Source organism: Streptomyces sp. NPDC005931 (assembly GCF_042871235.1).
In the GTDB taxonomy this organism is placed as follows: Bacteria; Actinomycetota; Actinomycetes; order Streptomycetales; family Streptomycetaceae; genus Streptomyces.
The window spans coordinates 65,858-80,711 of the sequence record NZ_JBIAIG010000011.1; the positions used below are offsets into that span (position 1 = coordinate 65,858).

The 14,854-nt window shown below is 73.9% G+C and carries 8 protein-coding genes; 6 read left to right on the forward strand and 2 right to left on the reverse strand.

All coding sequences use genetic code 11. The features are described from left to right. Nucleotides 1-36: 36 nt before the first annotated feature. Nucleotides 37-729, forward strand: a complete 693-nt coding sequence (locus ACFYOV_RS24065; RefSeq protein WP_389090494.1) for a type 1 glutamine amidotransferase domain-containing protein — start codon at nucleotides 37-39, stop codon at nucleotides 727-729. Between the two features lie 194 nt (nucleotides 730-923). Here ACFYOV_RS24065 and ACFYOV_RS24070 read toward each other — a convergent pair whose 3' ends face one another. Further along, nucleotides 924-3,374 carry a SpoIIE family protein phosphatase gene (locus tag ACFYOV_RS24070; protein WP_389090496.1) on the reverse strand — a complete coding sequence of 817 codons (2,451 nt, stop codon included), beginning with the start codon at nucleotides 3,372-3,374 and terminating at the stop codon, nucleotides 924-926. Nucleotides 3,375-4,413: 1,039 nt separating this feature from the next. Between ACFYOV_RS24070 and ACFYOV_RS24075 the strand changes: the two genes are divergently transcribed. After that, nucleotides 4,414-6,558: a SpoIIE family protein phosphatase gene (locus ACFYOV_RS24075; protein WP_389090497.1), complete on the forward strand. Its 2,145-nt coding sequence runs from the start codon at nucleotides 4,414-4,416 to the stop codon at nucleotides 6,556-6,558. Between the two features lie 159 nt (nucleotides 6,559-6,717). Here ACFYOV_RS24075 and ACFYOV_RS24080 read toward each other — a convergent pair whose 3' ends face one another. After that, on the reverse strand, nucleotides 6,718-8,016 hold the full coding sequence (locus ACFYOV_RS24080) for a S1 family peptidase (protein ID WP_389090499.1): 1,299 nt from the start codon (nucleotides 8,014-8,016) through the stop codon (nucleotides 6,718-6,720). A gap of 615 nt (nucleotides 8,017-8,631) precedes the next feature. Here ACFYOV_RS24080 and ACFYOV_RS24085 point away from each other — a divergent pair. The 4 genes from ACFYOV_RS24085 to ACFYOV_RS24100 all read left to right on the forward strand — a co-directional run bounded on the left by ACFYOV_RS24085 (nucleotide 8,632) and on the right by ACFYOV_RS24100 (nucleotide 14,808). Next, on the forward strand, nucleotides 8,632-8,847 hold the full coding sequence (locus ACFYOV_RS24085; RefSeq protein WP_389090500.1) for a type A2 lantipeptide: 216 nt from the start codon (nucleotides 8,632-8,634) through the stop codon (nucleotides 8,845-8,847). A 120-nt stretch (nucleotides 8,848-8,967) separates the two neighbouring features. Further along, a complete protein-coding gene (locus tag ACFYOV_RS24090; RefSeq protein ID WP_389090502.1) occupies nucleotides 8,968-9,774 on the forward strand; it encodes an HlyD family efflux transporter periplasmic adaptor subunit in 807 nt (268 codons plus the stop codon). After that, a complete protein-coding gene (locus ACFYOV_RS24095; RefSeq protein ID WP_389090503.1) occupies nucleotides 9,771-11,993 on the forward strand; it encodes an NHLP family bacteriocin export ABC transporter peptidase/permease/ATPase subunit in 2,223 nt (740 codons plus the stop codon). The genes ACFYOV_RS24090 and ACFYOV_RS24095 overlap by 4 nt, the downstream gene beginning before the upstream one ends. 1 nt (nucleotide 11,994) lies before the next feature. Beyond that, a complete protein-coding gene (locus tag ACFYOV_RS24100) occupies nucleotides 11,995-14,808 on the forward strand; it encodes an NHLP bacteriocin export ABC transporter permease/ATPase subunit (protein ID WP_389090504.1) in 2,814 nt (937 codons plus the stop codon). Nucleotides 14,809-14,854 lie beyond the last annotated feature (46 nt).

Genomic DNA, 14,854 nt, shown 5'->3' on the forward strand with positions numbered 1-14,854 from the left:
ACCGGTACGGAACCACACGCACTTGGAAGTGAGCACATGTCGAAGATTCTTTTCGTCGTCACCGGCGCCGACCGGCTGACCCTGGCCGACGGCTCCCCGCACCCCACCGGCTTCTGGGCCGAGGAGGCCGTCGCGCCGTACGAGGCGTTCAAGGCCGCGGGCCACGAGATCGTCGTGGCCACGCCGGGAGGTGTGGTGCCCACCGTCGACCGCGGGTCGCTGGCCCCGGAGGTGAACGGCGGTCAGGAGAACGCCGACCGGATCGCGAAGGCGCTGGAGTCCTTCGCCGAGCTGCGCCGGCCCGTCCGGCTGGAGGACGTCCGCCTCGACGAGTACGCGGCCGTCTTCTACCCCGGCGGGCACGGGCCGATGGAGGATCTCGCCGTGAACGCCGACTCCGGGCGGCTGCTCACCGCCGCCCTGGAGTCGGGCCGGCCGCTCGGCGTCGTCTGCCATGGCCCGGCGGCGCTGCTCGCCGCGGTGAAGGCCGACGGGACGAACGCCTTCGCCGGTTACGAGGTGGCCGCCTTCACCAACGACGAGGAGACCCAGGCCGGCCTCGGCGACAAGGTGCGCTGGCTGCTCCAGGACCGGCTCACCGAGGCCGGGGTGCGGGTGCGGGCCGGGGAGCCGTGGGCGCCGAACGTCGTCGTCGACCGCAACCTGGTGACCGGGCAGAACCCGGCGTCCTCCGCTCCGCTGGCCGAGGAACTGCTGAAGCGACTGTGACCGGCGGGTGAGCCGCTGCGGCCGGGGTCCCGGCCGCAGCGGCCCGTGGGACGCGGCGGCTCACCGGACGCGGGGAAGGCGGCTCGCGGAGCGGGAGCGCCAGGGGCTTCCGGGGTGCGCGCATCCGGAGCGCGGGGCTGCTCGTGAAGTGCGGCGGCATGCGGGGCGCGGGGCTGCTCGTGAAGTGCGGCGGCTCACGGTTCGAGGATCATCTCCGCCCACACCTGCTTGCCACCGCTGACCGGCAGTGTCCCCCACGCCGCCGACACGGCCTCGACGAGCAGGATGCCGCGACCGCCGGTGGCCTCCCAGCCGATGCTGGTGGGCTTCACGGGACTGCGGGGCGAGGCGTCGGCGACCGCGAGCCGGAGTCGGCCGTTGACGACCGTGAGGTCGAGGCGCACCTGGCCGTCGGTGTGCACCAGGGCGTTGGTGACCAGTTCCGACACGACCAGGAGGATGGCGTCGAGGTCCTGGGTAACGCCCCAGGAGCGCAGCGTGCGCCGGGTGAAGCGGCGGGCGTGGCCGACCGCCTGGGGCACCCGCCACACCGTCCAGCTCTCGCGCAGCGGGCGCCGGGCCATGCCGTCGTAGCGCAGCAGCAGCAGGGCGACGTCGTCGCTGCGCGGGGCGTTGCCCAGCAGGGCGTCGGCAACGAGTCCGAGGTGTGCGGGGTCGGAGCGGGACAGGTGGCGGGCGAGACGGTCCATGCCCTGGTCGATGTCGGCCTCGGTGGACTCGACCAGGCCGTCCGTGGTCAGGACGAGCATCGTGCCCGGGTGCAGCCGCAGCGGGCTCATGGGGAAGTCGGCCTGGGTCACCACCCCGAGCGGCGGTCCGCCCTCGACCTCCGCGATCTCCGTACCGCCGTCCGGGTGACGAAGCACCGGCGGCAGATGCCCCGCGCGTACGCACCAGGCGGTGCCCTCCTCCATGTCGACGTCGACGTAGCAGCAGGTCGCGAAGAGGTCGGTCTCCATGTCCATCAGCAGCCGGTTGGCGTGGGACACCACCACGTCCGGCGGGTGTCCCTCGACCGCGTAGGCGCGCAGCGCGGTGCGCATCTGGCCCATGAGGGTCGCCGCGCCGGCGCTGTGCCCCTGGACGTCTCCGATGACGAGGGCGACGTGGTTGTCCGGAAGCGGGATCACGTCGTACCAGTCGCCGCCGAGCTCCAGTCCGGCGGTGCTGGGCAGGTAGCGAGCCACGGCGACCGCCCCGGGCAGCCGGGGCAGGCGACGGGGCAGCAGCTGGCGCTGGAGCATGCCGACGAGCTCGTGCTCGGCGTCGAAGGCGCGGGCCCGCATCAGGGCCTGTCCGGCGAGCCCCGCGGCGGCGGTGAGCAGGGCGCGTTCGTCGGCGCCGAAGTCGTGCGGGGCGTCCCAGCCGATCAGACAGGCGCCGGCCATCCGGTTCCCGGCGGGCAGCGGCAGCATGGCGAGCCCGCCGGGGCCCACCCCGGAGAGGGCCTCCTCCAGCGGGCTGCCCGCGGGCCAGATCCGGGCGCGGCCCTCGCGCAGGGCGGCGGCGAGGGTGGGCATGGCCCGCACGGGCGCGTCGGGCCACTCGGTGCGCCACTCCGCGCGCCACAGCTCCGGCCACACCTCCGGTTCGGGCGGGTCGAGGACGGTGACGACGAGCCGGTCGCTCTCCAGCTCGGCAAGCGCGATCCGGTCGGCCCGCAGCGGGCGGCGCAGCGCGGCGACCACGGCCTTGCCGACGTCGCGGACGGTGACGGCGGTGGCCAGCGCGGCGGCGAGGCGCTGGACGCGGGCCACGTCGGTGATGTCGGGGCGCAGCGTCGAGGCGTCGGCGACCGACCCCACGAGTCGGGCCGGCCGGCCCTCGCCGCCGGGCACGAGCCGGCCGCGCAGCCGCAGCCATTTCGGCGGGGCGTCGGGCTGGAGCACCCGGAACTCCAGCTCGCGGTCGCCGATGGACATGTGGTCCGCCTCGACCACCGACATCAGCGAGGGCAGGTCCTCGGGGACGGTCAGGCTCAGCAGGGTCTCGACCCGGCCGTCGAAGGCCCCCGGGTCGAGCCCGAACAGCTCCAGGATCCCGTCGCCCACGCGGACCCGGCCGGTGTCCATGGCGAGGCTGAAGGCGTCCCTGGGCAGGTCACCACCGTCGGCGCCGACGGACGGCACGGGCAGGTCGACGGCGTCGGCGACCAGCCGCAGGCAGGCACGGTCGTCGGCGTCGAACCCACAGGAGTGCTCGCTCACCGCGAGCAGACAGCCCCTGGCGCCGTCGCGCACGGGCAGGGCCGCGAGGTGGAAGTCGGGGGCGGGCACGCGGCGGGACTGGGCCTGCGCGGCGAGCTCCCTGGGGCCGAGCCAGACCGGTCGGCCGGAGCGGTGCGCCTGGGCCGCCGGGGACTGCTCCGCGACGGGGTAGCTGTCACGGACGCCGTACTCGGTCCTCGGGACACCCGCCGCCTGTGCCAGGCAGAGCAGCTCACCGTCCGCGCTGGGCGTGTACACGGCGACGAAGGAGGCCCCGGCGAAGACGAGGGCCTGCTCCAGTACCCTGCGTACCCGTTCGGGGGACTCCTGCTCGGCCGCGATCGTCCTGAGGGCACCTTCCGCACGCAGCGTTCTCGTGCTGCGTCCCGCAGCGCCCTCACTGACCACGTTGGCCATTACAGCGCTTATGGGAGACCTGCGCAGCCCCTAAGGCGGTTCCACGTGTGCGCCGAGTGACGAGGCGACCGCGCGCCGCCCACGCAGGCGGCGGGTGCGCCGGCGCGCGAGCGGGCGAGGGAGGCACCGGGCGCTCGGGCACGGACGCATCGGGGACGCAGGTGAGAGCGAGGGGCGTGGTGGCCGCGCCGGCGGGGTGGCGCACGGTCCCTTCGGCAGCGCAACGCAGTGCGGGCACTGGCGCGGGCCGGGGAGCACGGCAGGGGCAGGGGTGGGGGGCCTCGCACGGCCGCCGCGGCGCAGGGCGCCTCAGGCAGGGCCGCGATCCGGCGCCCGGCCACGCACGGCACCGGGAGCGGTGCGACGCCGGCCCGGCGGAGTCTGGGGGGTCAGGTGGCGGCGCGACGAGGCCGGGATGGCGCGCGGTCCTCGGCGGCGGGGCGCGTTTCGGAGTAGGGGCGCGGGGGGTGCGGTCCACGCCGAAGTCCGACGCGAGGGGGCGTACGGGCGGAGACACGAAGCGGCGCACAGTCCGTCGGTGCCACGGAACGTGTCGAACCACCGGCATGGGACGGGTGGGGTGCCGGACGGAGACGCGCGGCGATGTACGGACGCAGGAACGCACCTGGGAGGCACACGGTGTCGGCGCCACCGAACATGACGAGGCACGGGTACGGGAGCCGGCGGCGAGGGCGCGGACGTGTGCGGGCGCGCGGGCGGGTCGATGCACGGTTCGCGGGGGCGCGGAGCGCCTCCCCTTTGGAAGCGGGGCAGGCGGGGCGCGCCGGGCCCGACCGGACCCGGCAGGCGGGTGACCGCGGGCCGCGTGGCGCGAGGGTGGGCCGTCGCGCGGGCCGCCGCGGCGCAGGGCGCGTCGGGGCGCCGGTGGGGGGATGCGCAGTCCGTGGTTTCCACCGTCCAGGTGGGTGGCCCTTTTCGTCCCGGGTCGGCCTGTCCGCGCCGCTCGCCGAGCGCGACGCGCCGGTAGGAGGGAGATTGGTCCCGGGGCGGTGGCACGGACCGCGAGGAGGTGGTCGGCGTGTCCGACGGGCAGTCGTCCGCGCAGGCGCCGGCGGGTGCGCGAGCGCCGGTCGGTCGCCCGCTGTTGTCCCTGGCGCTGGCCGCGATGATGGACGAGGTGCACGCCCACTCCGGCGCGGTGTATGTGCTGTCGCCCGACCAGCCGATCCTGGAGATGGCGGTGATGGCGGGACTGCCCCGGGCGTTCGCGGCGCCGTGGGAACGGGTGGGGCTGAGCGCGCCGATCCCCGTCTCCGACGCGTGCCGGGAGAAACGGCTGGTGTGGGTCGGCGGCGAGGAGGAGATGGCCCGCCACTATCCCCGGATCGCCGTGGTGCTGCCGTACCCCTTCGCCCTGGCCGCGCTGCCGGTGGCGACTCCGACGCGGGCGTACGGTGCGGTCTTCGTGACCTGGCCCGGCACCCATCCGCCGGACCTGTCCGCATGGGAGCGCGACCACCTCACCGCAGCCTGCGACCGGCTGGCGGTGCGGCTGGAGCGGGCCGCCGAGCTGAGCCTGCCGCTCGCCCCCGAACCGGACCTGGTCGCCGGACCGCTGGTGGGGGGCGTGGCCGGCACCCTCGGAACGGTGGAGGCGGCCCGGATGGTGGGCCGGCTGCCGTACGGGCTGTGCTCGCTCGACCTGCACGGACGGGTGGGTTTCGTCAACGCCGCCGCGGCCGACCTGCTGGGCGTCCCGGTGAGCCGGCTGCTCGGCACCCACCTGTGGGCGTCGGTGCCGTGGCTGAACGACCCCGTCTACGAGGACCGGTACCGCGCCGCGCTGTTCAGCCAGCACACCACGTCGTTCGTGGCGCTGCGCCCGCCGGGCGAGTGGCTGTCGTTCCGCCTGTACCCGAGCACGACGGGGCTCAGCGTCCGCATCAGCCGGGCCCGCGCGGTGGCGGAGATGAACCGTGCCGTGCCGCAGTCCGGGGCGGCCCCGACGCGGCTGGTCACCATCAGCCAGGTGCTGAATCTGGCCGGTGCGCTGACCGAGGCGGTGGGCGTGCAGGACGTGGTGCAGCTGGTCGCCGACGAGATCGGGCCGGCCGTGGGCAGTCAGGGGCTGGTCGTGCTCGGCTCCCGGAGCGGACGGCTGCGGGTGCTGGGGCAGCGGGGTTACCCGGATCCCAAGGTGGTGGCGCGGTACGAGGGGCTGCCGCTGTCCGAGCCGACCCCCGGCTCACAGGTGCTGCGCACCGGAGTACCCGCGTTCTTCGAGTCGCGGGACGAAATGGAGCGCCTGTACCCCTCGCTGCTCGCCAACCGCTCCGGCTTCTCGGCCTGGGCCTATCTGCCGCTGATCGCGCAGGGACGCCCCGTGGGCACGTGCGTGCTCGCGTACGCCGCGCCGCACCACTTCGCCACGGACGAGCGGGCCGTGCTGACCAGTCTGGCCGGGCTCATCGCCCAGGCGCTGGAGCGGGCGCTGCTGTACGACGCGAAGCACCGGCTGGCCCACGGGTTGCAGGAGGCGCTGCTGCCGCACTCGCTGCCGCCGCTGGACGGCATCGAGGCGGCGGCCCGCTATCTGCCGGCCACCCAGGGGATGGAGATCGGCGGCGACTTCTACGACGTGGTGCCCACGCGGGGCAAGGCGGCGGCGGTGATCGGGGACGTGCAGGGGCACAACGTGACGGCCGCCGGGCTGATGGGTCAGGTGCGCACCGCCGTCCGCGCGTACACGACCGTCGGGCAGTCGCCCGCCGAGGTCATGCGCAGCACCAACCGGCTGCTGCTGGACCTGGGTTCGGAGCTGTTCGCGAGCTGCCTGTACCTGCGTCTCGACCCCGCGCGCGGGCGGGCCCTGATGTCCCGTGCGGGTCATCCGCCGCCGCTGCTGCGCAAGCCGGACGGGCGGGTGCGGGTGCTGGACCTCGCTGGCGGGCCGCTGCTGGGCATCGACGGCTCGGCTTCCTATCCGATGACGGAGGTGGCCCTCTCCCCCGGTTCGCTGCTCGTCCTGTACACCGACGGACTGGTCGAGTCCCCGGGGACGGACTTCGAGGACGCCCTGGCCGACCTGGGCCGCCGCCTCACCGCGCTCGGTGACCGGCCCCTGGACGACCTGGCGGACGCCCTGGTCCACCACGGCGCGAACGCGGAGGACCGTCTCGACGACATCGCGCTGCTGCTGCTCAGGGCACTGCCCCGGGAGTGAGCCGCCGCTCCCTCGCCGGGTCCGGACGCCGGTGACCCGGCCCCCGGTCACCCCGCGCGCTGCGGGGTGGCCGGGGGCCGGATGGGCCGGGCCGGGTCGGCCGACGGCGACGGGTCGGGGAACCGGTGCCCTCGCCGGGCCGGACGGACCGGCTCCGGGTCAGTGGGACTCGTTCGGGTCCGAGCCGTCGTCCGCCTCCTCGCCGGCCTGCTCACCCGCTGCGGCGCCGGCCTCCTCGCCGTCCGCTCCCTGACCGGCACCCGCGTCCTCGCCGCCGGCCTCCTGACCGGCACCGGCCTCCTCGCCGCCCGCCTGGTCGCCCGCACCGGCGTCGGCACCCCCCTGGCCGAGGGTCGCGCCGACCGCTTCCAGTGCCGTGGTGACCGGCTGGAAGAACGTCTCGCCGCCGGACGTGCAGTCACCACTGCCGCCGGAGGTGAGTCCGAGCGCGAGGCCGTCCTGGGTGAACATCGAGCCGCCGCTGTCGCCGGGCTCGGCGCACACGTTGGTCTGGATGAGCCCGGTGACGGTGCCCTCCGGGTAGTTGACCGTGGCGTTCAGGCCGAGCACCTGGCCGTCGGCGAGCCCGGTGGTGCTGCCCATCCGGAGCACCTCCTGGCCGACGGTGGCCTCCGCGGCCTCGGTGATCTGCACCGTTTGGTCACCGAGGTTCACGTCGCTCGGCGCCTGCGTGGCGGGGTCGTCGTACTTGACGAGCGCGAAGTCGCCCTGGCCGGGGAAGACCGCCTGGTCGACGGTGGCGATCGGCTGCCCGCCCTGCGCGTCGGACCACTGATCGGCCGCGACCCCGCAGTGACCGGCCGTCAGGAAGGCGGGAGTGCCGTCGCCCGCGGTGACGTTGAAGCCGAGGGAGCAGCGCGAGCCGTCGGCGAAGACGGCGTCGCCGCCGGAGGCGAACGTCCTGAAGGTGCCTGCGGACTTCTTGATGGTCGCCATGCCGGAGCCGAGGCTGCGCACGGTGGATTCCAGTCTGTTCCACTTGTCCCCGGTCACCGTGCTGTCCGCGGTGACGAGGATCTTGTTGGTGCGCGGGTCGACGGCCCAGGACGTGCCGGGGATGGTCGCCTCGGCCTTGAGCGTCTGCGCCCCGGCCTCCAGCTCGGCCATGCTGTTGTCGACCTCGCGGACGGCCGCGCCCGCCTTCTTCGCCTGAACGATCACGTTGTTGTTGTCGCCCGGTACGACGTTGACGACGAGCTGCTGGTTGTCACCGTCGTAGTAGGAGCCGGCGAAGGCGTCGCCGAGGAGCCCGGCGAGCTGTGAGGCGAGATCCGAGGCATCCGTCGCCTTGAGGGTCTTCGGCGCGGCCGCCGCCGTGTCCGACGCGCCGTCCTGTGAGGCGTTGGCGTTCGGGAGCAGGATCGCGGCAGCGCCGAGCGCCACCACGCCGCCCGCGGCGATCGCGGCCTTGCGCTTCGGAATTCGCTTGTGACTCAAACTTCTCGACCTCCTGGGGGGACCGGAGTCGTGCCGCCGTTCGGCAGCTGTTCGGGGCGCCTGGATGGCTGTTGGTACGCACGGGCCTCGCGGGGCGTTCAATCCCGTTCGCCGGCCTCCGGGCGAGGGCACGGATCCGGCCGACTTCGACCCGGACCGCGCCGTCACCCACCGCGCTCACCCTTGGGCGGTCGGTCACACGACGTAACGGAATCCCGGCTTCAGTGAATCTGCACATCGACCGCCCAACCCGGTCACGGCGAGCACGGTTCACGCACGGGGCGAGAGGGCCGCCCGCGCCTTTGGGGCGGTGTGCCGGAATCGGGGGCGCGGCGCGCAAGTGGCCTCGGGAGTCGATGCGGTGGGGCATGTGAAGAAGTCGCCACCGAGCCGTGCGCCCGCCTGCACACCCGACCGTTCACCCGGCACAACCTGCCTGGTGGGAGCGCCGGTTGATTGGAAGGCCGCGCCCGCCGCGTGCTTTGATCCATCGCACCGCAAGGCCGTTCCGGGCTCCTGGCGACGGGCGTTCGGCGCCGGCGGTCGCGGCCTTCGTCCGTCCCCGGAAGGGGCCGCTCCCCCCTTGTGAATATCCATACGAAGGGAAGTTCCGTCATGAACTCCACCCCCCAGGTCGAGACCGTCGAGATCTCCGACGCCGAGCTCGACAACGTCTCCGGCGGCCTGTCCGTGAACGCCGTGAACACCCTGACTGGCGCGGTGGACAGCATCGCCCCGGTCTCCGCCGTGGTCGACACGGCCGTCGGCACCCTCGAGGGTGTCACCGGCCTGAACACCGCCCCGGTCACGAACCTGGTCGCCGGTCTCTGATCGCGCCCGTGTGCCGTCGAGTCCCGGAGCCGCCCCCCGGCTCCGGGACTCCGCGGTGCCGTCACCCGTCGCCTCCCCCAGCAGTACGTCCCCGGATCCACCCCAGGTGAGGGAAGACCCGTGCAGTTCCGCCAACAGGCCCTCGCCAAGCTCCAGTCACCCGAGGAACTCGACCTCCCGGTGCGCTTCGCCCGGCCGCAGGGCTGGCTGGTGCTGTCCGTGACGGTCGTCGCGATGGCCGCCGCATCGGTGTGGGCGGTGACCGGATCGGTCTCCTCCACGGTCGGCGCGCCCGCCGTCCTCACGCACGGACAGGGCAGTTACGTCCTCCAGAGCCCCGTCGCGGGCCAGGTCACCGCGGTCCTCGCCCACCAGGGGCAGCGGCTTCCCGCCGACTCCCCGGTGCTGCGGGTGCGTACGGCACAGGGCGACACGGTGGTCCGCACCCTCGACGCCGGCCGTGTCACCGCGCTCGCCGCCGGTGTCGGCCAGATCATCCGGACCGGTGCGGACGTCGCCGCCGTGGAGCGCGTCTCCCGCGCCGACGCCCCGCTCATCGCGACGGTGTACGTCCCCGCCGACAAGGCCGCCGCCATCCCCGCGCACGCCTCCGTCGATCTCACCGTGCAGTCGGTGCCGACCCAGGAGTACGGCGTGCTGCGCGGCGAGGTGACGGCGGTGGGCCGCTCCCCCCAGTCGGCCCGACAGATCGCCGCCTTCCTCGGGGACGGGCAGTTGGGCGAGCAGTTCACGAAGGAGGGCAGGCCGGTGGCCGTCACGGTCCGGCTGAAAAGGGCCCCCGGCACGAGGAGCGGCTACCGGTGGTCCTCCGCGGAGGGTCCGCCGTTCCGGCTCGCCTCGATGACTCCGGCCACCGGTTCGATCCGGCTGGCCGACCGGCGTCCCGTCGATTGGCTGCTCCCGTGACCCGCGCGACCCGGAGCCGCACCGGGCGCCGCGCCGCCCCGCCGAAGCGCGGGACGCCCCGGGCCCGGGCCCGGAGCGTCCGCACGCCCACCGTGCTCCAGATGGAGACCGTCGAATGCGGCGCGGCCGCACTGGCGATGGTGCTCGCCCACCACGGCCGCCACGTACCGCTGGAGGAACTGCGCATCGCCTGCGGCGTCTCCCGGGACGGCTCGCGTGCGAGCAACCTGCTGAAGGCCGCGCGCGGTTACGGGCTGACCGCCAAGGGCATGCAGATGGACCTGGCCGCCCTCGCCGAGGTGACGGCGCCGGCCATCCTGTTCTGGGAGTTCAACCACTACGTCGTCTTCGACGGCATGGGCCGCCGTTTCGGCCGGCGCGGGGTGTTCGTCAACGACCCCGCCAAGGGCCGCCGTTTCGTGCCCCTGGAGGAGTTCGACGGCAGCTTCACCGGGGTCGTGCTGGTGATGGAACCGGGTGAGGACTTCACCCGGGGCGGGCGCAGGCCCGGCGTCCTCGGCGCGATGCCGGCCCGGCTGCGCGGCACGGCGGGCACGCTGCCCGCCGCGGTGCTGGCGAGTCTGCTGCTGGTGGCGGTGGGCGCGGCGGTGCCCGCGCTGAGCCGCACCTATATCGACGAGTTCCTGATCGGCGGACAGACCTCGCTGCTGGGCGTGCTGTTCGCGTCGATGGGTGCCTGTGTGCTGCTCACCCTGGTGCTGACCTGGCTCCAGCAGGCGAATCTGCTGCGCGGCCGGATCATCTCCTCCACGCTGTCCAGCGCCCGGTTCCTGCGCCACCTGCTGCGGCTTCCGGTGACGTTCTTCGCCCAGCGCAGCCCGGCCGACCTGGTGCAGCGGCTCCAGTCCAACGACGCCGTGGCCGAGACGTTGGCCCGCGACCTGGCGGCGGCGGGCGTGGACGCGGTGGTGGTGGTGCTGTACGCGGTGCTGCTGTACACGTACGACCCGCAGCTCACCCTCGTCGGCATCGGGGTGGCGCTGCTGAACGTCGTGGCGATGCGGGTGGTGATCCGGCTGCGTGCGACCCGTACGGCGAAGCTGCGTGCGGACACCGCGCGACTCACCAACACGGCCTACACCGGGCTCCAGTTGATCGAGACGATGAAGGCGACCGGCGGTGAGGACGGCTTCTTCCGCACCTGGGCCGGGCAGCACGCCACCACACTGGAGGAGCAGCAGCGGCTCGGGGTGCCGACCGCCTGGCTCGGGGTGGTGGCGCCGACGCTGGCCACCCTCAACAGCGGGCTGATCCTGTGGATCGGCGGCATGCGGGCGGTGGAGGGGCACCTCTCGGTCGGTCTGCTGGTCGCCTTCCAGGCCCTGGTCAGCCGATTCTCCGCCCCCCTCACCCGGCTGAACGGCGTCGCGGGCCGCATCCAGGACTTCGCGGCCGACGTGGCCCGGCTCAAGGACGTCGAGAACTTCCGGGCCGACCCGCTCTACGGCCGTCCCGGCACCGCCGACTCGACGCGCCGACTGCACGGGCACGTCGAACTCCAGAACCTCACCTTCGGGTACAACCCGCTGGACAAGCCCCTGCTGTCCGGTTTCGACCTGACCGTCGGCCCGGGGCAGCAGGTCGCGCTGGTCGGCGGCTCCGGCAGCGGCAAGTCCACCGTGTCCCGGCTGATCTCGGGTCTGTACACGCCATGGGAGGGCGTGATCCGCATCGACGGCCGACGCATCGAGGACATCCCGCGCGGGGCGCTAGCGGCGTCCGTCTCCTTCGTCGACCAGGACGTGTTCCTCTTCGAGGGGACGGTCCGCGACAACGTGGCGCTGTGGGACCCGTCGATCCCGGACGAGGCCGTGGTGGAGGCGCTCGAGGACGCGGCCGTGTACGACGTGATCGCCCGCAGGCCGGGCGGCATCCACAGCAGGGTCGAGCAGGACGGTCGCAACTTCTCCGGCGGCCAGCGCCAACGGCTGGAGATCGCGCGGGCGTTGGTGCGACGGCCGAGCATCCTGGTGCTGGACGAGGTGACCAGCGCGCTGGACGCGGAGACGGAGCAGGTCGTGATGGACAACCTGCGCCGGCGCGGCTGCGCCTGCGTGGTGATCGCGCACCGGCTGAGCACGGTGCGCGACAGCGACGAGATCGTCGTCCTGGACCACGGCACGGTCGTGGAGCGGGGGCGGCACGAGGAGCTGCTGGCGCGCGGTGGCGCCTACGCGGCGCTGGTCGGGGAGCGATGAGATGACGACCGTCGGCGAGAGCGACCTCGTTGTGCACGCGCTCGGGCAGCTCGGCACGCGTGTCGACTGCGCCGGGCCCGGCCGCCTCGATCTGGAGGGACCGCAGGTGCTGTGGCTGGTCGCGGCCGGCGCGGTGGACCTGTTCGCGGTCGACGCCGCACAGCAGGGCCACTGGCACCACCTGGGCCGGCTGGAGGCGGGCTCGCTGCTGCTGGGCCCGGTCGCGGGTCCCCGGCACACGCTGGTGGTGCGCCCGCTGCGGGACTGCGTGGTGCACCGCATCGGCCTGCGCGAGCTGTACCAGCCGGCGGGCACCCGCACCTGGTCCCACGACGAGTACGGCAACCCGCACCACGTCCCGCCGGCGACGAGCCCGCTGGAGTACGCCCTGGCCCTAGGCGTCGGCCGCAGTCTCGCGGTGCTGTTCCAGGCGCCGATGGCCGGGGAGCGGGCCGCGCCCGCCGAGGACGAGGTGTTCTGGACCCAGGTCCCGCCGGGCAGCGTGCAGTACGGCTCGCTGTACGGCGCGGAGGCGGCGGCCGACCTGCTGATGGACCCGGCGTTGTGGCAGACCCTGGTGGATCAGCAGTACCGGCTGCTGACCACGCTGGACCGCTGGATCGAGCAGCTGGAGCGCACTCACGAGACGCGCACGGCGGAGGGCATCAGGGCCGGTGAGGCGGTCCGCGCCCAGGCCGACCGGACACTGCTGGCCTCGATCGGGAACCGGTCGGCGCGGCGCGCCACCGGGGCCGACGCGGACGCCACCCACGCGGCGTGCCGGCTGGTCGCCGAGGCGGCCGGGATCCGGCTGACCGAGCCCGCCCGGAGCGGCACCGGCGGCGACCGTCTCGACCCGGTGGAGCGGATCGCCCTGGCGTCCCGCGTCCGCACCCGCACGGTGCGCCTGGCGGGCCGCTGGTGGCGGGAGAACACGGGACCGCTGGTGGGGCACCGGACTCTGTCCGGTGCGCCGGTGGCCCTGCTGTGGCGGCGGGGCGGCTATGTCGCGGTCCACCCCTCGACCGGCCGGGAGACGCCGGTGGAGAGGGCCAACGCCGACGAGTTCGAGCCGCGCGCGGTGATGTTCTACCGTCCGCTGCCCGAGCGGCGCCCGGGTCCGCTGGGGCTGCTGCGGTTCTGCCTGGCGGGCACCGGCGGCGACCTGACCGCTCTGCTGCTCACCGGTCTGGTGACGGTGGTGATCGGGGCACTGGTGCCGGTCGCCACCGGCAAGGTGCTCGGCGAGTACGTGCCGAGGGCCCAGACCGGGCTGATCGCGCAGGTGTGTCTCGCGGTGATCCTCAGCAGTGTGGTGGCCGCCGCCTTCATGCTGCTCCAGAACCTCGCCCTGCTGCGGCTGGAGGGCCGGGTGGAGGCCACGCTCCAGCCGGCCGTGTGGGACAGGCTGCTCCGGCTGCCGACCACGTTCTTCACCGGGCGCTCGACCGGCGAGCTGGCGAGCGCGGCCATGGGCATCAGCGCGATCCGCCGGCTGTTGGCCGGGGTGGGCCCGACGGTGGCCCAGTCGGTCACCGTCGGGGCGATGAACCTGGGGCTCCTGCTGTGGTACAGCGTGCCGATGGCCCTGGCCGCGATCGCGATGCTGGTCGTCGTCGCCGGGGTGTTCCTCGGCCTGGGTCTGTGGCAGGTGCGCTGGCAGCGACGCCTGGTCGTGCTCGGCAACAAGCTGAACAACCAGGCGTTCCAGACCCTGCGCGGGCTGCCGAAGCTGCGGGTGGCGGCGGCGGAGAACTACGCGTACGCCGCCTGGGCGTCGGAGTTCGCGCGCAGCCGCGAGCTCCAGCGGAAGGCCGGCCGCGTCAAGAACCTGACGGCCGTGCTGGGCGCGGTCTACCTGCCGCTGTGCACCCTGACGATGTTCATGCTGCTGGCGGGCCCGGCGCGCGGCTCGATGACGGCGGCCGAGTTCCTCACCTTCAACACCTCGGTGACGATGCTGCTGACCTCGGTCACCCAGCTGACCGGCGCGTTCGTGTCCGGTGTGGCCGCGCTGCCGCTGTTCGAACAGATCAGGCCGGTGTTCGAGGCCGCGCCCGAGGTACGCGCGGCGAGCACCCGGCCGGGCCCGCTGTCGGGGGCGATCGAGGCGCGGCGGCTGTCCTTCCGCTACTCCGACGACGGCCCGCTGGTCCTGGACGACATGTCCTTCGAGGTGCGGCCGGGCGAGTTCGTGGCGATCGTCGGCCCCAGCGGCTGCGGCAAGTCCACGCTGCTGCGGCTGCTCATCGGCTTCGACAGACCGCTGTCCGGCAGTGTGCTCTACGACGGCCAGGACCTGGCCGCGCTCGACCGGTCGGCGGTGCGCCGCCAGTGCGGGGTGGTGCTCCAGCACGCCCAGCCGTTCACCGGTTCCCTCCTGGACGTCATCCGCGGCACCGAGCCGTACACGCCGGAGGAGGTGATGGCGGCGGCGGAGATGGCGGGGCTGGCCGAGGACATCGGGCGGATGCCGATGGGGCTGCACACCATCGTCTCGGGCAGCGGCGCGGTCTCCGGCGGACAGCGGCAGCGGTTGATGATCGCCCAGGCGCTGATCCGCCGGCCGCGGATCCTGTTCTTCGACGAGGCGACCAGTGCTCTGGACAACGAGACGCAGCGCACGGTGATCGAAAGCACCAAGGCCCTCCGGGCGACCCGGGTCGTCATCGCGCACCGGCTGTCGACGGTGCTGGACGCGGACCGGGTGGTGGTCATGGAGGCTGGCAGAGTGGTCCAGCAGGGCCCGCCCGCCCAGCTGCTCGCCGACCCGACCGGGCGGCTGCACGAGCTGGTGCGGCGTCAGATGGCGTGACCGTGCCGGACGACGGCAGCCGGACCGGCGTATACGGGGAGCAACG

Excerpts from the sequence above, each read along its gene's own strand:
- ACFYOV_RS24070 (WP_389090496.1), bottom strand. The coding sequence starts at position 3,374 with ATGGCCAACGTGGTCAGTGAGGGCGCTGCGGGACGCAGCACGAGAACG.
- ACFYOV_RS24100 (WP_389090504.1), top strand. The coding sequence starts at position 11,995 with ATGACGACCGTCGGCGAGAGCGACCTCGTTGTGCACGCGCTCGGGCAG.
- ACFYOV_RS24065 (WP_389090494.1), top strand. The coding sequence starts at position 37 with ATGTCGAAGATTCTTTTCGTCGTCACCGGCGCCGACCGGCTGACCCTG.
- ACFYOV_RS24085 (WP_389090500.1), top strand. The coding sequence starts at position 8,632 with ATGAACTCCACCCCCCAGGTCGAGACCGTCGAGATCTCCGACGCCGAG.